Annotated in this window: 15 protein-coding genes and 1 pseudogene; 6 read left to right on the top strand and 10 right to left on the bottom strand. The window is 33.4% G+C overall.

Translation table 11 applies throughout. The annotated features are described in order from the left end of the window. Window positions 1-21: 21 nt before the first annotated feature. A complete protein-coding gene (locus phytr_RS05720) occupies window positions 22-681 on the bottom strand; it encodes an outer membrane protein (protein ID WP_106874903.1) in 660 nt (219 codons plus the stop codon). A gap of 225 nt (window positions 682-906) precedes the next feature. Between phytr_RS05720 and phytr_RS05715 the strand changes: the two genes are divergently transcribed. Beyond that, window positions 907-1,434 carry an NUDIX hydrolase gene (locus tag phytr_RS05715; RefSeq protein ID WP_106874902.1) on the top strand — a complete coding sequence of 176 codons (528 nt, stop codon included), beginning with the start codon at window positions 907-909 and terminating at the stop codon, window positions 1,432-1,434. A gap of 42 nt (window positions 1,435-1,476) precedes the next feature. Here phytr_RS05715 and phytr_RS05710 read toward each other — a convergent pair whose 3' ends face one another. Genes phytr_RS05710 through phytr_RS05685 form a run of 6 tightly spaced genes read right to left on the bottom strand, consistent with a single transcriptional unit; the run spans window position 1,477 to window position 7,624 of the window. Then, on the bottom strand, window positions 1,477-2,847 hold the full coding sequence (locus phytr_RS05710) for an alkaline phosphatase family protein (protein WP_106875051.1): 1,371 nt from the start codon (window positions 2,845-2,847) through the stop codon (window positions 1,477-1,479). Continuing rightward, entirely contained in the window at window positions 2,832-4,001 is a 1,170-nt protein-coding gene (eboE, locus tag phytr_RS05705) for a metabolite traffic protein EboE (RefSeq protein ID WP_106874901.1), read from the bottom strand. Before eboE ends, phytr_RS05710 begins: the two co-directional genes overlap by 16 nt. Further along, entirely contained in the window at window positions 3,979-5,148 is a 1,170-nt protein-coding gene (locus tag phytr_RS05700) for a 3-dehydroquinate synthase (RefSeq protein WP_106874900.1), read from the bottom strand. Before phytr_RS05700 ends, eboE begins: the two co-directional genes overlap by 23 nt. A 4-nt stretch (window positions 5,149-5,152) precedes the next feature. Continuing rightward, window positions 5,153-6,031: a UbiA-like protein EboC gene (gene eboC, locus phytr_RS05695; protein WP_106874899.1), complete on the bottom strand. Its 879-nt coding sequence runs from the start codon at window positions 6,029-6,031 to the stop codon at window positions 5,153-5,155. 1 nt (window position 6,032) lies between these two features. After that, window positions 6,033-6,941, bottom strand: coding sequence for a TatD family hydrolase (locus phytr_RS05690; protein WP_106874898.1), 909 nt, complete (start codon window positions 6,939-6,941; stop codon window positions 6,033-6,035). A 17-nt stretch (window positions 6,942-6,958) separates the two neighbouring features. Next, entirely contained in the window at window positions 6,959-7,624 is a 666-nt protein-coding gene (locus tag phytr_RS05685; protein WP_106874897.1) for an EboA domain-containing protein, read from the bottom strand. A 313-nt stretch (window positions 7,625-7,937) separates the two neighbouring features. Between phytr_RS05685 and phytr_RS05680 the strand changes: the two genes are divergently transcribed. The 3 genes from phytr_RS05680 to phytr_RS05670 all read left to right on the top strand — a co-directional run bounded on the left by phytr_RS05680 (window position 7,938) and on the right by phytr_RS05670 (window position 14,347). Beyond that, on the top strand, window positions 7,938-10,781 hold the full coding sequence (locus phytr_RS05680; protein WP_106874896.1) for a hypothetical protein: 2,844 nt from the start codon (window positions 7,938-7,940) through the stop codon (window positions 10,779-10,781). Window positions 10,782-10,978: 197 nt separating this feature from the next. After that, window positions 10,979-13,849, top strand: a complete 2,871-nt coding sequence (locus phytr_RS05675; RefSeq protein ID WP_106874895.1) for an anthrax toxin-like adenylyl cyclase domain-containing protein — start codon at window positions 10,979-10,981, stop codon at window positions 13,847-13,849. Between the two features lie 153 nt (window positions 13,850-14,002). After that, complete coding sequence (locus phytr_RS05670) at window positions 14,003-14,347, top strand: hypothetical protein (protein ID WP_106874894.1); 345 nt, start codon at window positions 14,003-14,005, stop codon at window positions 14,345-14,347. A gap of 201 nt (window positions 14,348-14,548) precedes the next feature. Here phytr_RS05670 and phytr_RS05665 read toward each other — a convergent pair whose 3' ends face one another. From phytr_RS05665 to phytr_RS05660, 3 genes and pseudogenes are all read right to left on the bottom strand, one after another. Continuing rightward, the gene (locus tag phytr_RS05665; protein ID WP_410519432.1) at window positions 14,549-16,153 is read right to left on the bottom strand and encodes a DNA translocase FtsK; all 1,605 of its coding nucleotides are present in this window, start codon (window positions 16,151-16,153) and stop codon (window positions 14,549-14,551) included. Continuing rightward, window positions 16,154-16,600: pseudogene (locus tag phytr_RS06550) on the bottom strand (DNA translocase FtsK 4TM domain-containing protein); the annotation flags it as partial. It abuts the gene before it with no gap. Beyond that, window positions 16,584-17,042 carry a transcription antitermination factor NusB gene (locus phytr_RS05660; protein ID WP_106874893.1) on the bottom strand — a complete coding sequence of 153 codons (459 nt, stop codon included), beginning with the start codon at window positions 17,040-17,042 and terminating at the stop codon, window positions 16,584-16,586. The gene phytr_RS05660 and the pseudogene phytr_RS06550, both read right to left, overlap by 17 nt. A 109-nt stretch (window positions 17,043-17,151) precedes the next feature. Here phytr_RS05660 and bamA point away from each other — a divergent pair, with 109 nt between their 5' ends. Together bamA and phytr_RS05650 are read left to right on the top strand one after the other, a co-directional pair. Beyond that, complete coding sequence (gene bamA / locus phytr_RS05655) at window positions 17,152-19,452, top strand: outer membrane protein assembly factor BamA (protein WP_106874892.1); 2,301 nt, start codon at window positions 17,152-17,154, stop codon at window positions 19,450-19,452. A 1-nt stretch (window position 19,453) separates the two neighbouring features. Continuing rightward, entirely contained in the window at window positions 19,454-19,966 is a 513-nt protein-coding gene (locus phytr_RS05650; protein WP_106874891.1) for an OmpH/Skp family outer membrane protein, read from the top strand.

Genomic DNA, 19,966 nt, shown 5'->3' with positions numbered 1-19,966 from the left:
GCTCTGGAAGACTTTGGGCAACTAAATTTCAAATCTTAGTTTTGCTAAGATGCTGTGTCCACGAACAGGAGTTCTGTAGAAAACGCTGCTATCTTTTTCAGTTTTAGCTTTACCGTGATCAGAGTAATTATACTCTACACCTAATTTGGTATTATTTGCTACTTCAAATTCACCTCCTACTCCAACAGCAAAAGCAAGATTGTATCTGCCGTTAAATTTGTAGGTATTTGTACCATCTGTTAATTTACCTCTTAAGTAAGATACGCCAACACCGGCACCTACATATAATTTTCCGAAATCTTTAACATCAGTTAAATCGTAGTAACCCCTTAATTGTACTGAGTCAAGGTTAGTTTTAACAGAATATAATTTTGAAAAATCTGCATCACCTGCATCTTTCTTTTGTATTTTACTATTATTTAAAAGAGGCTTTACGTATAATGCTTCAACTCTTAAGTTGTCTAATACGTGATATCCAGCTCCAACACTAAATTCTAAAGCAGTAGAAGCTCTTTTAATTTGAATTTCGCGAGTATCGCTATTTAAGCCTGATTTAGCATACTTATTTGGTATTAAAGCGCCTGCTGAACCAGTTAAATAATAACCACAATCTGCGCTTGCGAAAGAAAGAGCACTTGCAGTTGCTAACATTGATAAAAATATTTTTTGCATTTTTGTCATAAATAATTACCTTTAAATTAACATTTTTTTAAACTTACGGTTTAACTAAGTGGTAGCCACTTATTGATGGCAGGATAACCAATTTACCTTGGATATCTCATCTAATTTGGACTTATTTTAGAAAAGAAAAATATGTTAGAGTGAAAAAAGTCACAATTTAATAACATAGTAATTAATTTATCTTTAATACAATGTGCTTTTCGTGTTAAGAGGTGTTGAAAATATATGACAGACTTTATAGATGTACTTGATGAGGATGGATTTAGAACTGGCGAAGTATTGTCTCGTAAAGATATTCACAGTTTAGGCAAACTTCATCGAGCCGTGCATTTATATTTATTTGACATGCAAAACAATATTCTATTACAGCGCAGGACTGATCTGGTGGATCACTACCCTGGCGCTATTAGTATCTCGGTAACAGGTCATATAATGAGTGGGGAAGCAAGCTTTGCAGCTTTAAAAAGAGAGATAAAAGAAGAATTAAACCTAGATGCTGATAACTTAGATATACAATTTATGTTTTCATTTAGGCAAGATAAGATATTAGATTTTAATTATATAGATAGACAGTTCAACGATGTTTATTTTTGTCAGCACGATTTTAAGCTAGAAGAGATTAAATTTAATGCACAAGAAGTAGCTAGTTTAGAACTAATGCCTTTTCAAGAATTTACCGAACTAGTTCAAAGACAAAATTTGCCGTATAAAAGAGCTGTAATAGATTTGGCTTATTTTTTAGGCTTTGATTAGTAAAGGTATTCGATAAGGTTGATAAATCCTTTGTTTATACCATTATGTTAGATGATCTAAAATTATTCTGCATACTTCAGTAGCATCAATAGGAGCTTCTGGAAGTGCTTTTTTTTTTTGACTAATCAATATAGGATAATCATCTGGATCTTCAAAAATTCTGCCGTGTGAGCCTTTAACAAGAGATGTATCTAATGGAATAAAATTCATCAAATAGCGAAATCCCATCTTTTTTTTCATTAGAGTCGCAAAGATTTTGAATTGACTCCATTTTATTTGAGGATTTATAAAAAGCTCAGTTGGATCGTATCCAGGTTTTCTATGTATATCTACCGTGCGAGCAAAATCAGGTGCATATTTATCATCTAGCCAGTAATAATAAGAAAACCAAGAACCTTTCGATGCAACAGCGACCAAATCACCAGATCTTTCATGGTCTATATAGTATTTTTTTTGAGCTTGTTTATCTAATATGTAATCTATACTATCAATTTGGACTAATGTATCATAAATTTTATTCAGCAAACTTTGGTCATTTACGTAAACATGAGCTATCTGATGATCAGATACAGCAAAGGCAGCACTTGCACCCGCATCTAATATTTCTCCTCCATTTTCATTACGTACTTTTAAATATCCCTTTTCTCTTAAAATTCGGTTAATATGAATAGCTTTATTTACTTCCTCAATTCCATATTCGGATAATATAATGATATTTGCCCCCTTTTTAAGGTAAAAACTGATTAAATCTTCGCAAACTTGATCTATTTCTGTTAAGCTTTTGTAAGTTTCTAAACTATCAGGGCCATTTTTTTGCAAGCAATAATCAAGGTGAGGTAAATATATGAGGGTGAGAGTTGGGTTGAACTTTTGTTCAACAATTTTTGAAGCCTCAGCTATCCATTTTGATGATTTAATAGATGTATTGGGGCCCCAAAAATTAAATAAGGGAAATGGGCCTAATTGTGATTGCAGCTCATCTCGCAAATTGCTTGGGTTAGTGTAGCAATCAGGAATCTTTAAGCCATCCGCAGTGTATATAGGTCTTGGCGTTACTGAGTAATCGACATTAGAGTACATGTTGTACCACCAAAACATATTTGCGCAGGTAAAATTAGGATCACTTTTTTTGGCAATATCCCAAATTTTAGGTGCTTCTACTAGTTTATTAGATTGATGCCAAAATTTGACTTCGCATAAATCCTTAAAATACCATCCATTCCCTACAATTCCATGTTCATTCGGCCACTTACCTGTTAAGTATGAGCTTTGAACTGAGCAAGTAACAGAAGGAAGCATAGGTTTAATTTTGCTAACCTTTCGGCTACTGCTCCATTTTTTCAAAAAAGGAGTATTTGCTCCTATTAACTTATTAGTTAAACCAACTACATTTAAAACTACAGTTTTTTGCATAACTTTTCTATTACCCATTCATATTCTTTTTGGATCGACGATATCAGATCTATCTGTAGATTTTGAGGCAGTACTTGCCAGGTATAAGTTTCGATTTCTAAACAAGAGGTAATTTGATGATTTTTAAGAAAATTAAGTACGTTTACAATATCGTTGTTAGTAGTTAGGAAATTATCGTACTTATCGACAAATACAGGTAAATGAAAATGCACTCTAAATTCATCTTCCGTCTCTCCTTTTGCTTGATCAAGATCGCGAAATTTCTTTAAAACGCCTTGAGAATCTTTGACTACAGTTTGATGCAGATATATATTATCTTTAAATAGATCAATTGCATTGCCTGCTTTAAAACGCAAGGCTGAGCTAATCTGCACTTTACCAATCCTAATTCCTACTTTTTCCAAGATCTCAAAGTTTTTGATATGATCTTCAAATTGAACTGACTGGTGACATATATCATAGCAAATTCGCACATGCCTTCTAATGTGATTAACTGCCTCTGATAAAGTCATTTGAAAGTCATTAGATAAGCTATGTGCTACTTGTCCAAATATGATTTTTTTAAAGAAAGTTACTGTATCTTCCATTGTTTCTAAGAGACAATCTGCCTCTGGTTCAAAATCTATATGGATTATTTTAGTTGTGTCTTGGAAGATTTTTAGTGACTTTTTTATCAGTAACAATAAATGACTACATACTTTAGCAAAGAATTTTTCATCGTCTTTTTTTTCTGACCAAAACTTATAACTTAAAGGAGAAGTAGAAAAACCTAACTCTCCATTTATAGTACATAATTCAGCTGCAATATCTATGAGATGCACATTAAAATTCAATCTTTTACGAGTAGACCAATCCGGCTCATACACCTTTTCTTTAACTGGTTTATTATGAAAATTTCCATAAACAAAACCATTAATTGTAGCAACGTAACAATTTGTTTGAGTCAACCATGATTTAAAAGCATCCAAGTTATCTAAAAGTTCTTTAGCTGACTGTTTAGAAAGCCTTAGGCCGATACCAAAAGGCATATTTGGGGATAATTTGGATTTTAAGATAGGTATATGAGTTTTCAAGTTTTTAAAAACTTTAGACCACGTATTACCTGCAAATATATTGGAGCAGTATGTTAAGTCAAATTGCTTCTCGATTTTCATTCAATTTTTCAGCAAAGTTTTTAAGTTTTTCTATAGCAATCCTATACTGACTTATGTCTACTGTATTTACTTCCTTACCACATCCTATTTTTTCTAAAAGCATGATAGTGAGATTACCTCCCAAATGCTCTTGAAATTCCTCTAACCCTTTGAAAATATCCTCATTTAATTCGGGCACAAATAAATCAAATCCAATATTTGAGATAGTTCGTAAAACTCTTTTCCAAGATTGTTCATCCAAAAGACCACTGATGTAAGAGTAAGTTGTATCTAATGCTATTCCAATTGCTACCGCTTCACCATGACGCAGGTTGTGATTAGTTAAGTGTTCTAATTTATGGGCTGCCCAATGTCCAAAATCTAGAGGCCTTGAAGAGCCCTTTTCAAAAGGATCGCCATATTTACCTATATGATTTAGGTGCAGTTCTGCGCAAGCGTAGATTAGATGCTTCATTGGCTCCATATTATTCTGATCGCGAAAGGAAAAGGCATTTTCTTCAATAAAGTTAAAAAAGTCTTTATCCTTAATTAAAGCAACTTTAACTGCTTCTGCGATACCTGCAATCCAATCACGTTTATCAAGAGTTTTAAGAAAAGTAAAATCATTAAGTACAGCAAACGGTGGCGAGAAGCATCCTAAGAAATTCTTTTTACCAAAAAAATTTATGGAATTTTTTACTCCAATCCCAGAATCATTTTGAGATAACACTGTCGTAGGGATGCGGATTAGCTTTATTCCTCTATGCGATGTAGAAGCGGCATAACCTACCATATCAATAACAGCTCCACCACCAATGACTATAATGTATGAGTGACGGCATATCTTATACTTCTCTATCAACCCATACACTTTATCCAGATGACTTATATCATTCTTTACCAATTCACCGCCTAAAATCTCTACAGGATCATGAACTAACATAGGAAGAGTATTGGCATAATGTGCGAAATATTCTTGAATTTGTGACACTAAATTAGGATGCGCATGATATACACCTGAATCGATAAGCACTAGTGCTTTAGGTAAAAAAGAAGGATTGGGACTAAAAATATTAGCAAATATTAAATTTGACTTTTCAAACAGCTTTTCAGTGAAGTAGACTTTATATGCAAAATTAACTGCAAATTCTTGATTTAAGGTTTTCATACTTTCATGTTACAGCAAAAAATTTAGATAAAACTACTGATAAAGGCATTAGCAAAAGTAGCACTAAACCCGTAGATAAACTTGAAAAGCTAGCAGCAGTAGCAGCATCCATTAAAATAAAAGATAACACCCCCCATTTCACAACCGATTGAATGTTTTCTGCAATAGGATTATCCATAGCTTTAACTAGATAAAATGAATTTAGAGCTATAAATATACTTAAAAACACAAGGCTATTGCCGAGATTGCTTTTATACAGTTCTATCAAAAACCATAAAGTGACTAACGTCATTAAATAAAGCAAAGCAACATAACTAAGCATTACCTTATTGCCACCTTCTACTTCGCTTTTACTGATATATGTAATTGCTATAGTTAGCCAAAAGGGAATAAGACCAATCAAACATAGTTGGCAAGTTGCATCAGGAGCAAAAGTAGTGCCAAGTAACATATTAAAACCACGACACAAAGCTAATGTAAATCCACCTACCCATGGATAATATTTAGTTTTCAGATTATAGATAAAACAGCAAATACAGATAGTACAAGCTATTACAAATCCTGTAAAAGAAACATTCAAAGCCGAAAATAATCCCATACCAAATAATAAGGCTCCTAAAATGCCAGCATATCCTTTTTTTGCTGCTCCGGATGGTATGGGTCTGTCAGGCCTTTCGCGAGCATCAATTTCTGCATCAAAAAAGTCATTAAATACTATCCCTCCTCCATAAAGACCTATAGTCGATAGTATGAGGTATCCTAATGATGGATAATCAAACTTGCTATCTAAAAAATATAAGGCAACTATATAACCTGCTATGACGTTCGATATAGCAGTAATTATGTTTGCAGGACGCATTAATTGAAGATAGGGAAATAGCATATTAACGAATGATTAAACTTGAGATAGATTCCTGACCACGCAAAACTGAGTTACCCTCATAAAATTCACCTTCCTTATGTTGCGTACCATTTAACCAATCTTCTTCTTGCATTTGCTTGCTTTGAGAGTAAGCTTCCAGAGCATTGTGATAGCAAACTTTTTTAACATCTGCCTTAGAAATACCTTTTTCAAGCATTAAAAGAGCAGTTTTAGGAACAGCTAGTGCATCGCTGTATCCCCAATCAGCTGAACTATCGACTATAATCTTTTCGCTGCCGTATTGCCTCACTATTTCTACCATTCTTTCATTACCCATCTTAGTCTTAGGATAAATAGTAAATGCAGCCCAAAATCCCCTATCCAAAACTTCCTTAACTGTTTCCTCATTATTGTGATCAATAACAACCTTACTAGGATTTAAACCATGTTCTATACATATATCCATGCTTCTTGAAGTACCTCGTTTTTTATCCCTATGAGGAGTGTGAACCATAACCAACATATCTAAAGATTTTGCAAGTTCTAGCTGCAAGCGAAAAAATCTTTCTTCTAAAGGAGTTTGCTCATCAAATCCAATCTCCCCAATAGCAACTACTCCTTCTTTTTGTACATAAAGCGGCAATATTTCCATCACCTCTTCTGCTAGCCTCTGATTGTTTGCTTCTTTGGCATTAAGACCGATAGCACAATAATGCTTAATGCCAAATTGACCAACTCTAAAACGCTCCCAACCAATCAAACTGTTGAAGTAGTCCTTAAATGTTCCAACGGATGTGCGTGGCTGTCCTAGCCAAAATGCTGGCTCAATAACAGCAACAATTCCAGCTTTTTTCATTGCTATTAAATCATTCGTAGTTCTAGAGGTCATATGAATGTGTGGGTCAATAAAATATATGCTATCTTGTCTCATAAACAAACCTTTTTAAGTTAATACGTTTTATATTTGCAAAGCTCAACGACTTTCCATATTTCTGGATTCACACGTCTTTTTGCCGCTTGTTTCTCAATCACAAAGTCACTTAACATATCTGCTAAAGTATCATTAGCTCTTTCCCTAAGCCCTATAACTTGATTAATGTCCTCTTCAATAAAAAAAACTTTTAAAATCATTTGATTCCAAACATCTTGATCAAAAAAATTCATGGGGTAGGTATTATTAAGAGCTATTGCCTTGAATATGGAGCTCATATTACTACGCACTCCTTCAGTTGCTCTAAACAAAAATTTTGTTGGCTCTGGTAATAAGTGCAAGCTTTTGTATAGAGATATCAATTCAGAAAGTCCAGCTGTATCAAATAATTGGTTAATAATATCGATATGTTCTTGTTTAAATTTATCGGCAATATTGAGGAGAAAATAAGCGCGAGCTAAATCTAAATTAGTCCAAGTATTTCTGCCAGTTATATGTTCAGTCTCTAGAAGTTGATGATCTGTTAAAGGTGAACTTGTGTAGTATTTAGATAAATTATTAAACGCAATAGAAAATGCTATGTAAGTTTTAGGATTTGTAAGCACCTCAAGATTTCTAGATAATTCTTGATATCCTTCAAGATTATGTCTAACTATAGAGTCCAAAAACAGTTTAGTATCCATTGATAAATCTATCTATCACTAAGTAAACCAATATAACTATATTTTAATTTATTAACTGAAAATGAAAATATGATTCTAGTCTACGATAATTTTCATCAAACTTATACTACTTTTTTAATGGTATTGCTAAAGATTAAAAAATCATAGTCCATAAGGAAGAGTTGTGGAAATGTTGTAAGTTAAAGAAAAACAAATGCAACATAGTCTATCTAATCTATTGTGCAACAATTTATTAATTTATTTTAACTTAATCTTGACAATATTAAAAATAAATATAATATTTAATGTATATAATCTAATTAATCTTAAATTTATGGGCAAAAAACGGAAAGGCACTAAAAAAGTAAATAAAATAAAACTGGAGCCTGAAATTTTGACAGGCACAGCAGAATTACAATCTATCCACTTTAAAACTCTGAAAGCAATCGGAGATGGCAATTTTGACGAAGACGATGCACTTTGGCCATACAAAGGTCCTTATTTAAATATATTGACCGTTCTATTAGTACAGGGAGTATGTAATGAGGATTACTTGAATTTAGGTATTCATATATTTAAGTCTCTTATACCTGTATTAGATGGACAAAATGCAATATCCCGGAATTTAAAAAATAAAATTTTGATAAATATAAAGATAGCCGCTGAAAATATCTGTTACATGGTTAACTACCGTGCAGATGCGAAAGTGGAAAATTTTGTAAGATTATTAAATTTATTACTTGATCAAGCCGATAAGTTAAAAGACCTAGATGAAAGTACTCAAGGAATTGACCCAACCAATGAATTAAAAGCAATTTTTCAAAATAACATCCTGCCAAGAAAAATTGAATTTATTACAAAATGTTATGAGAAATTAGGTATAAATTACGTTAAACCCAAGAATATTAGAGAGATACAATTAATTAATCGGAATATTGAGAAAAAAGAAGATGATCTGAGCAAACAAATGGGACTATACTGTTCTGATATCGATACTAGTATTGCTAATTTAGTTTTTCACCTATCAGTAGGGCATCAACCAAATGCATCAGATATACTTGCACTCTATAATCTATCGAACATAAAACGTTTAGATGGAAGAAAAGAGTATACTCATTCCGAAAAAGTAGAACAACAAAAATATAGATTGAAGCAAATAACTCCTTTTTATCTCTACGAAGCTGATTGGCGTTCATTGAAAACTTTTGCTCAAGTACTACAAGACAATAATATACAAACAGGATATAACGATTCCTTTCTAATAAACGGTCTTAACTCTAGTTCTTATTTTATTATAGACCAGCCTACAACGGAGGATAATATCAAAGAGGCATATGAGATAAGTCAATTAGCATTTGATTGCAGTGCTAAAGATAACCTAAAAGAAAATAATAAAACTGAGATAGCTGAAAGTTTATATGGAATAATACGCTTTTTTTATGCTGCACGCGATATTCCTAAAGCATCTGAGTGCCTTTTCGAAGCCCTACGTTTATGTCCTGATCTTGATTCACCCCAAAAAATACAGGAGTATATATTCAAATTAGCTGAGATAATAAAAGAAGATACCATTAGAGAGTATTGGTTAAAAAAGCTTTGTTTAAAGCTCCCTTTAGAAAAAAGCTTACACGAAGAATTTTATAATTATCTCAAGATGAGTTTGAATCTTGGTGATTCAAGCGATCATGAATATTTGAAAACTTATCAGGAAGTTCACCAAAAACTGGAAGCCGAAATTGATAGTCCAGAAATGAAGACCTTGATAAACTTTATCTTCCACAAGAAAAGCGCTACCTTTTATGCTAGTAATTGTCAATTAGACGAAGCAATTAGAGCTTTATCAGACTTGGAACAAATAAATGGCTTCTCACGTAATACAAAAACAAAGGCTAAGTTGATAGCTTTATATTTTTTATCTTCTTATCCTGAAATAGCTCCACTGGTAGATAATCTAGATACTGATTGGGTAAATTATCCACCATCGTTTAGTTCTGTTATGAGTCATATATATTTTAACTTATCTCAGGTTATACCCGACCAAAATGAAAAATATCTAGCAAAATCTCTTGAATATTTAAGCTTATCTAATACTATACCTGCTCAAAGTGTTCAGCCATATGTAGTATATTTAAATACCGTTGTAATAATGGAGGCTGTGAACCAAGGGGTAGAATATAGCCAACATCTTCAAGCTTTAAAAAGCCTCGATAAAAAGACTTATCATTATATTACAGGGCTAATACGTAAGAAAAAATACTTAGAAGAAGTCAATAAGATACCTCAGAAAGAAGGTGAGAGCGAAAGTTTAGCATCTTGCATTTCTACAGAAAAGCTTGAGGAGAAGAAAACACAGTTGCCTAGCCTACCATTTGAGCCAGAGGAGCAAAGAGCATTAACTGACTTGGGTATAATGCTACAATCAGGTAGTAAAGATGAACTATTAGATAATAGCCCTACCACATCGCCTCTTTCTACTTCATCAGAAGAATATGATGATGATTCGGATATGAGTGAAGCCTTTCATGAAGGCGCTTTAACTTGGGATCAAGTAATGAAAGAATGGAACGAATATCACAAAGCTCTCAAGTTTCAAATAAAATCATCGAAAGAAAAAGAAATTTTTGGCATCGATAACCAAACGACCATTCCTGGTGCTTGGGAGTTTAATGATGATATTATATTAGAACAAGACGTAGAAAAAATACACGATAAAAAAGATTCGTTTGTATTTTTTTATAAGTTAGATAAACTACCAAAGATTACTAAACAGAGGATATTAAATTCGCTTAAAGAAACAACCTGTACTAGTAAAAGTAAAGTAGTAAGAGATTCAAACAGTCTTGAAAAGGCTAAAACCAATACAGATGGAAGAGCCATAATAGAATATAAGATTACGGATGCATATACTAATAAAGAGCTAATAGTGATAACCGAGTTTATAAATCATCCTACAGTAAGTAGATTAAGTCGTAGCAAGAAGTCTACATCAGAAAGCTATAAGAGTTTTGTATCTCTAGAAGATAGACAGCAAGCTATAGGTGAAGATGAGGCTTTAAACATTGTCGATAAGAACGATGCTGCATTTGAAAGTTTTGTGGGGGAAAGGTTTTCACCTGATATATTCAGTAGTAAATTATCGGGTGAAGTAACAGAACATGACGAGGCTTTACCTGTTTAAACTGTTAAAATTACATGTACTGATTAACGTCCTATCGAATCTATTTTGAACTTTATATTTTGCGTCTTTTGCTATTTGGAGGCTTGTTATTTGTTGTTTTAAAGTCAGATTCAATAAGTTACACCTTTATCTAAAGCTAATTTAATACATAATTAGTACTATATAATGTAAACTTGAGGATATTTTATAGGGTTAATATGAATCAGCAAGCTCCTCCAAAAAATCCTCAAAGTAAAAAACCTAGTTTAAAACTTTCCTTAAGTGAAAGTTCTGATATTACCCAGAGCATAGATAAACTTACAGGACAAGAGGAGCAAGATTTAATGCCAAGTATCACTATCAGGAATAAAGTAGGTTTAAATCCTTTGACAAGCCTTGCAAGCACTATAGATAATATAGATAGTTTGGAAAGTCCTAGGGCGTACTCACCTACTCCCAAAGCTTATTTACCCACACCAAACCGTTCTGATCAAGCCACTACCAAAGGTAAGGCTAATAGATTTTTTAGCGAAGAATCTGAGGCTTATTTTAAAGAGATAGAGAAAATTAGATCCGAAATGGATAACTCAACTTTTGCTTTATCTAAAACTTTAAGTAATACAATAAGTGATTTGGATCCTGAAGGCATCCTACACAAAACCATACGAGCAAAAACTCGCATCCCAAACATTTCAGATACGCTGCAAGATCAGAGCTTTAATCCTAAAACAACAACATCTGAGTTATCAGGTTTTAAAATTCTTACACAAGAACAGATAGTAAAGGAATATAATTCTAGATCCGAAGGAGAAAAGGAATTTAATATCTCAGATACGAGCATTAAGAAGCTGCAAGACATTGCCAAAAGTAATGAAATAGTTATTATAACAAGACCTGTCAATTCAACTGCTTTAACTTTAATGAAGGAAGAGGAAGTTGATGCAGTTGGTAAAAATATGTTTGTACACGGCAAGTCTGCAGATAATGGTAGCCTTGCTGAGGGGCTGATTCCCGTAAACTCTGGTTCAAGCAAAGCTGGCAAAGATGATGATGCAGATAAAATTAAAGCTTATAATGCAGAAAATCGTAAATCTCTTGAAGAATCTTTAGAATTATTTGAATTAATTCAAGCTAAACTGCAAATAGTAGCTCCAGAAAGACGGGCTAGGTTAGGAACAGAGTTAGACAATTTAAATAAAAAAACTTCTTTAACAAAGGAAGAAATAAAGCATAAATCAGAAATAGAGATAGAATTGAGAGAGGGGCCAACTCCTGATAAATTACTGCAAGAAGCAAAGATTCCCGCAGAGTATTTTGATCAAATAATTTTTGCCTCTCCTGTATTAGACAAAAATGGTAACCAAATATATGTATTCGAGGATGAGTCTGGTATTGTTAAAAAAGATAATAAAAAGCAGATACACGCAATCCAGGAAAAAGATGGAAAACTATACTTTATAGACAAAAATCATAATCACAATTCTATTCCTCAAGAAATTCCAGCTGGATACAATAAAATTCCACTTCAAGTTATAGGTAAACCGGAAATCATTATCTGCAAAGATGGTTCGTTAAATATCGGTAAGGTAAGACCAATTACGGCAGATATTGACGTCTTAGCTTATGGGGCTAAATTAAATTTACAAGAATTTGATAAGATGCATTCTTATCACGAAGTTGTATCTAAGGAAAAGGAACAGCTACTAAAAGACAGTCCTTTTCAATTAACACCAGAAGCAAGAAATGCTTTGATAAATGACAAAATTGATGATGTTTTAAAGAAGCCAGGAGTAATACCCAGCAGTTTAAAACAAGATCAAGAATTTATGAAGCTTGCAGATACCTTTAAGAGTATCGAAGTGCAGAGGGAAAATCTAAAAGGTATGGGTCATGCGCCTGATGCTATAATAGCTATTACTGGAGCTATGAGAGCTGAATTTAAAGATTCTGTAGAGATCTCACATGCCTCAGAACAGTTTAATACAGTATTTACTCAGCCTTTGGATGATAAATGGGTTTTAATCGATCCAAATGGCTCTGTCAAAAGTATTAAAGGAGAAAAAGAACTGCTTGAAACCTTTAATCATTTTAAAGATCAAGGTTTAAGTATGCCACCAAACCCTAACTGGGGATGGGAGCTAAAAGAAGGAAAATATGAAAAAAATAAAGATTTAGTTGATATCAGCGCTAGTTGTCAGCAGCTATGTTTAAAAATGTATTCTTTAAAAGAGGAACATGAAAAAGCTGTAGGAACACAAAAAGATAAAATAAATCAAGATATTAAATTCGTTTCAAACATTCTTAAGTTACAAACTGAAATCGGTTTAACAGCTCTTACAGAACCTAAGGATGATAAGGAATTTGCTGAGAGTATCAAAAATTTAAAAAGGCAAATAGAAAGAAATTCAATTCTAACGATAGAAGATAGAAATCAAATTAAGAACAATAAAAAATCAAGAGAAAATATTTACGAACCTCAGATACAGCAAGTAGCACAAAAACAAGAAAGGTCCGAAAAGGAGCATAGCCATAATACATTAACATCTTTAAATGATCCTTCCGTAGTCCCAAACCATATTCAAGAAACTGATAAATCCCTTTCGTCACAAAGAAAAATACCATTGCCAGCTGGAGAAAATAAAATTCCAGATAAAGTAAACTCTTATAGAGTGCAAAAATTTAATCAAACTCAAGGCAGCAATATTTCAAGAGATACTCAATCGACAGATGAACCTAAAATACCTCTCAATGCCACCTTAAGGACCGGAAATACTGCCACCATACCTCCATTGAGAAATCAAGGTAACAGTGTGTCACAAGGTAATCAATCCATAGATAAACCCGAGGTACCTCTAAATGTAACTTTCAGGACTGGAAACAATCAACCCTTACCATCACTAGATCGAAAATCAGACATCTCTGATTTACAAGCTAAGAATAGTCAATCCTTAAATCCCGATCAAGATGATATTAATAGAGCCGCTTCTACTATACAAAAATTTCTTATTTCTAGCGGTAATAAATTAAGTGCACCCAGAAATATACCAAGAATTCAAACTCAAAATAAAAATAAAAATCGAGAGCGTTAAATATCATTTAAAAATCCAATTATGCAAGCTTAAAGTTATAATGCAAATTTACTATTGCTTAATACTAAAACCCTCACATATACCTCAAAATCTTTACATCCGAAGCAAAGCTATGTTAAACTTTAAAACAATATATTAGTAAAATAATTAATTATGGATGAAGGGGTAAAAGTTATGGGAGAAGATCCACAAGAGAGAATTCCTGTCGAAGCTTATGCACAATTGATACGAGAATGGGTTGAAGAGGTTGATAAACATAAAGAACAATTCGACTTTTTTAAGTTATTAAATAAAGATCCAAAGGAATTACGAAATGCAGTATACGACAAAATCGATGAACTGAGCTTGAGTGAGACAGCAAGAGAAGACTTACCGATAGCTTTAGAAGCTTTAAGTGCGGCCCTTAGAGGCGAGAAAATATCAGGACTCTTGCCAGAAGGAATATCCAGAAAGCATGCTTCCTCCAAACCTTTTGAGACACGCGAATACGTTAAATGAGAAGTTACTAAAGCCCTAGGGGATAGATTAAAGGATCAATCCAGATCTCGTTAATTAGTAACTCGATAATTTGCTAAAACTACATACCAATTTCCAGAGTGCATTCAGAAACCTTAGACAATCTATAAATTAGTTATAGGACTGTTAACAAAGCATGTGCTGTAAAGACATAACAAAATAACTAAAATAAAGTTCATTTTATTACTCCATAAATATCTCACGTTTGCCTGAATGGTTCGGCTCTGATATGATCCCTTCTTTCTCCATTCTCTCTACAAGAATTGCAGCTCTGTTATATCCTATCCTAAGACACCGCTGAATGTAGCTCGTAGAACATTTGCGATCGCGTTTAACAATTTGAATCGCTTGAGCGTATAACTTATCATCATCTCCACCATCTCCCTCAAAAAACATATCTGCTTCGCTTTCTTCATCCAATGCCGTCACTGCACTGACATATTCAGGAGTGCCTTGAGACTTTAAGAATTCTACCACATCCTCTACTTCCCTATCACCCACAAATGGCCCATGCACCCTAGTGATTTTAGAGCCATTTCCCATGTAAAGCATGTCACCCATTCCAAGCAACTGCTCAGCACCCATTTCTCCTAAAATGGTTCTACTATCAATTTTAGATGTCACCTTAAAGCTAATGCGGCTAGGAAAGTTTGCTTTGATAACACCAGTAATAACGTCTACAGATGGCCTTTGAGTTGCAGTAATAAGGTGAAGGCCTGCAGCACGTGCCATTTGCGCTAAGCGCTGGATGTAGCTTTCTATCTCTTTGCCAGAAACTAGCATTAAATCTGCCATTTCATCGACAATAATTACAACAAATGGCATAGTTTTTAGTTTACCTTCGGGCAAATATTTACCCCCCTCACTCACTAATTCCCTATAATCATTAGAGTTTTCACCTTTGTTTATCGCATCAAGTACTCGTTGGTTATAGTTTGTAATATTTCTGACGCCAATTTGGGACATCAACCTATATCGCTGCTCCATTTCTCTTACAGCCCATTTTAAAGCTTGCACAGCCTTACTTGATTCTGTAACAACTGGCGTAAGCAGATGAGGAATATCATCATACACAGATAGTTCAAGCATTTTAGGATCTATCATGATTAGCTTGCATTCATCTGGTGTATAACGATAAAGCAAAGACATAATCATAGTGTTAATACCAACAGACTTACCAGAACCCGTAGTTCCCGCAATAAGCAAGTGGGGCATTTTTGCTAGATCTACTACGAAAGGTTTGCCGCCTATATCTTTGCCTAAAATAATCGGTAAGGTATTTTTATGATCGTTATATTCAGTGGTTTGTATTAACTCTTTGATACCAAAAAACTGTCTATTTGTATTTGGGAGTTCTATACCTAAAGCATTACGTCCTGCAATGGTGGATATACGGGCAGATACTGCGCTTAAAGACCTTGCAATATCTCCTGCAAGACCTATCACCCTTGAAGATTTAGTCCCCGCAGCTGGCTCAAACTCGTATAATGTGACGACTGGACCTTGGCTGATGGATATAATTTTTCCTTTAACTCCAAAATCTCCTAGAGTTTTTAATAAGTCAGCAGCATTTTGTTCAATCTGAGCTTTAGTTTCTTGTTTATGGTTTTGTGTATCGTGTTCGTGAAGCAAATTTAGATCTGGCAATTGAAAATCTTGGTCAGTGCGTTTCTTAAATGCTTTAGGAGGACCTTTTTTCTCGGCTTGATAAATCTTGCTAATTTTAGTTTCTTTTGGCAATTCTTTTCTTATTGTCGCAAATCGCTCGCTACGAGGTATATAAAGCACAAAGCTTAAAAATAATATAAAATTAAGTAGCGCAAAGTACTTAATCATTAAATCAGAATCTTTGGCCAAGCTGCCAATTAGTCCCCCAGAATTGTACCAGCTAAGCATTACGCAGCATGAAGTCACGCACATTAAAAGCGAAAATAGCTTAAGGGTAAAGTATTGTAATTGCTTATTTTTGAAGACAAAAATACTCCAATAAATGAAAGTAAAAGCGAAAATATATGAGCTTAATCCAAAAAATTGCATAAATATATCTGCAACGCAACTGCCAAAAAATCCTAAGAAATTTACTGGAGGCTGACCAGTTGCTACATTCAAAGAAGGATCATATGGATCGTGCGTCAAGCATGAAATAAGAATTATTACTCCTAAACTAAAGGCAAAAAGCGCTCTTACTAAATGGTATCCCGTAATTTTGTTTATTAATCTAAAAAAATAACTCACGATCGTTATGAACTTTTTGCATTATGGAATTAACAAATGCGACCTCATTTTTTTGTAACATAAGGCCAGCAATATCTGCAAACTCACTTATTATAACTTGAAACGGAGTGTTATTAGTATATAAAAGCTCTCCAATACCTATTCTAATAATCGATAAAAGAGTTAAATGCAAGTTATCTATAGTCCATCCTTCTTTGAGATTGGCCGAAATTCTTTTATCTATAATATCGGCATTACCTAAAAAATTGTTTATTAGTTCTTCAAAATGGTCATGCTGAAGATTGCTCGTAAATATTTCGTGATCACTTTCTAAAGCCTGATTTGGATATAAACTTTTGATATCTTGTTGGACCTTATTTATATCAAAACTTGTAGAATGATAATAGTAAATACACTGAACCGCAGCAATTCTATTTATTCGACGCGCACTTTTAAAGGGCATAATTTTATTTTGTAAAGATTAAATAGTTGGTTATAATACCTCTTAACTCTACGATTTTAACGCACGAGTCTTACTTGTGCTAATAATTTTTTAAACAGGACTATATAAAATGTTCAAATTTAAGTCACTAATTGCCCTAAGCTTGCTTGCGACAAGCGCATTAGCAGAAAAAGTACAATCTATTAAAATAGAAGGAAATTCTCGTATTGAAAAGGCAACAATTAAAAATTATCTAAAAATTAATGTAGGTGACGACGTTACTGATAAAAGGCAAGACAAAGCTATACAAAACCTATATGCTACATCTTTTTTTGAACGCGTAAGTATTAATCTCGCTAAAGGAGTACTAACTGTCAAAGTTCAAGAATATCCTGTTATTTCAGACGTTGTAATCGAAGGAAACGTTAAAATTAGTACGCACGCATTAAAAAAGGAAATATTAACTAACTTTGGTACAACTTTAAGTGATTTTATAATCCATTCAGATATTTTAAAGATCAAAGAGCTGTATAGAAAACAAGGAAGCTTTTTAACCAAGGTTGAACATCAAGTAGAAAGACTTCCTAATGATAGAGCTAAAGTTATCTTTAAAATCACCGAAGGGCCAAAAGTAGAAGTACGCAAAATTGGATTTGTTGGCAATAATAACTTCACGGACTCTTCTTTGAAGTCTAAGTTGGTTACGAAAGAAAAGATGTGGTTGAAATTCTGGGTACAAAATTCATATAGTCCAGAAAAGATTGAGCATGATCAAATGATGCTACAAGCATTCTATAATTCTCAAGGATTTGCTGATTTTCATGTGGTCTCAGTTAATACTCAAATATCTAAAAATAAAGATTATTTCGACATTATTTATGTAATAGAGGAGGGTAATAAATATTCTTTAGGAGATATAGATATCTCTAACAATATAAAAGAAATTAATACAGATGAGCTTAAAAGCTTGCTTAATGTCAAAAGAGGCGACACATATAATGCTGAAGAGTTAGATGAACTGGCAAGGGCTATTTCAAATTACATTGAAAACAAAGGATATCCTGAGGTAAGCGTTTCAGCACAAACAGTCTCAAAAGATCCCAAAAAATCTATTATTAATATATCTTTTATCGTAGAAAAGGCATACAAAGCATACATCGATAAAATTAACATTAGAGGCAATACTAAAACCCGTGACAAGGTCATTAGAAGAGAATTCAAAATTTCTGAAGGAGATATTTTTAATCGCGATCAAATTGAGCAGTCTAAAAGAAACTTAATCAACTTAGATTACTTTGAAGCAGAAAAATTAAAAATATACACAACGCCTTCAGGTAAAACCAATAAATATAATCTGGAAGTTGAAGTAGAGGAAAAATCGACTTCAGGTATTAACTTGCACACAGGATATAATACTGGTTCGGGTTTTCAAGCTGGTATTGGATATAATGAAAGAAATTTCCTTGGCATGGGTAAAACTCTTGATGCTGGTATTACCGGTGGTAGCCGTTACAAACATTACTCTTTAGGTTTAACAGAGCCCCATTTCCTTGACCGTAATATGAGCTTAGGAGTTACTGGATCCATTCACACAAGTAAAACAGATAAAAAGAAGAAATTTGCTGCTTACAGACCTTATGACTTAATTACTTATGGATTGAGAGTAGATCTTGGATATAGTTTATTGGAAGATTTATACCACAACGTATATTACTCATATAAATTTGATAACATCTCTATTAACAAAAATACCCAAGCTTCTAAGTATGTTCAAGAACAAGCTGGTAAGGTTGTTACTTCTGCAATTGGTCATTCTTTATTTTATGATAAGACAGACAATAGGATATTTCCACGTAATGGCTACAGCATTTCGGGAACACAAGAGTATGCTGGAGTTGGAGGGCATAATAAGTACTTAAAACATGAATTTGATGCCAAATACTTCAAATCATTCTTTAAAGACTCTTACAGAATTAAAATTGCTGCTTCTGCAGGTATTATAAACGGAGTTGGAGGCAAAAAAGTAAGAATTCAAGATAGATTCAACTTGGGTGATGCTTCATTTAGAGGATTTGCGTTTGCCGGTATTGGACCTCGTGACAAAACTGGTGATAAAGAGGCTTTAGGAGGACAAAAATACTATGTTCTTACAGCAGAGCTTAATTTTCCACTAGGACTTCCAAAAGAACTCAATTTAACAGGTAATTTATTTGTAGATTATGGTGCTTTATGGAACTTTGATTTAAAACCAGGCAGCTCTTACTCCAAGTCTGATGTATGGGATAGCAAAAGACCTCACTTATCAGTTGGTTGCGGGATACTTTGGATCACAAGGCTTGCTCCTATCAGAATAGACTTTGCCAAAGCTCTTGTTAAAAGGAAATACGATGAGAGACAAAATTGGCATTTAAGCTTTAGTACGAATTTATAGTATGTTAAAAAAATTAATTTTTGTTCTTTTGTTCTTGCATCAAACATGTTTTGCAAACCAGATTGCAGTAGTAGATGTACAAAACATTTTAGATAATTCACTGGCTCTTAAGGATCTCAGCACTCAAGCTGACAAAAAAATGCAAAGTCTGCAAGATGAGAGTAATCAAAAGATACAAGAATTAAAAAAGGAAGAAGAAGCTTTGCTCCAAAGTAAGGGCAAAATACCAGCTGATGATGTCAGAAAAAAGTCCGCTGCTTTTGAGAATAAAATTCAAGATGCAAAAAAATATGCTCAAAGTCAGAAAACTAAACTGGATAAAGCTTATTCTAATGGTATTATGCAAATAAATAATGTTATTACTCAAATAATTGAAGATATCTGTAAAGTTAAAGGCTGCATTGTGGTCCTTCCCACCTCCCAACTTTTATATGCAAATCCCAACTTAAATATTACTCAAGAAGTGCTCGATAAGCTGAATACTACAATTAAAAACATTAACCTAGATTTTTAA

The organism is Candidatus Phycorickettsia trachydisci, from assembly GCF_003015145.1.
GTDB lineage: Bacteria > Pseudomonadota > Alphaproteobacteria > Rickettsiales > Rickettsiaceae > Phycorickettsia > Phycorickettsia trachydisci.
Note: the sequence above shows the minus strand (reverse complement) of the source record. Positions and strands in the feature narration are given on the sequence as shown.